General features: G+C 63.8%; 1 protein-coding gene. It reads left to right on the plus strand.

Going from position 1 to position 268, the window contains the following annotated elements; genetic code table 11:
* Positions 1-268 (plus strand): hypothetical protein (locus MKD49_RS25980; protein ID WP_252697739.1); only part of this gene is annotated, 268 nt, incomplete at both ends.

The raw sequence follows: 268 nt of genomic DNA on the forward strand, positions 1-268 counted from the left end.
ATCATGGGGTTTATCGCGCGCACCACCTACTTCATTGCCCAGCGCGTTTTGCCCGAGGCTGGCTGGTACTTCTACCTCACGGCGCTGGTCTTGGCGGTGATCTGGGTGATCACGGCCCGCATCGTCGCGGAGCTCGCCGGCAACCGAGTGTGGGACACCCTGCTCGTCGCCGCCTCCCCGCTGGTGATCATGCACGCGTTTACCAACTGGGACATCCCGTCGATCTTCTTCCTCGTCGCGGCGCTGCTCGCCGCCCGCAATAAGAGGT

It is taken from the genome of Herbaspirillum sp. WGmk3 (assembly GCF_023952535.1).
Lineage (GTDB): Bacteria > Pseudomonadota > Gammaproteobacteria > Burkholderiales > Burkholderiaceae_D > Herbaspirillum > Herbaspirillum huttiense.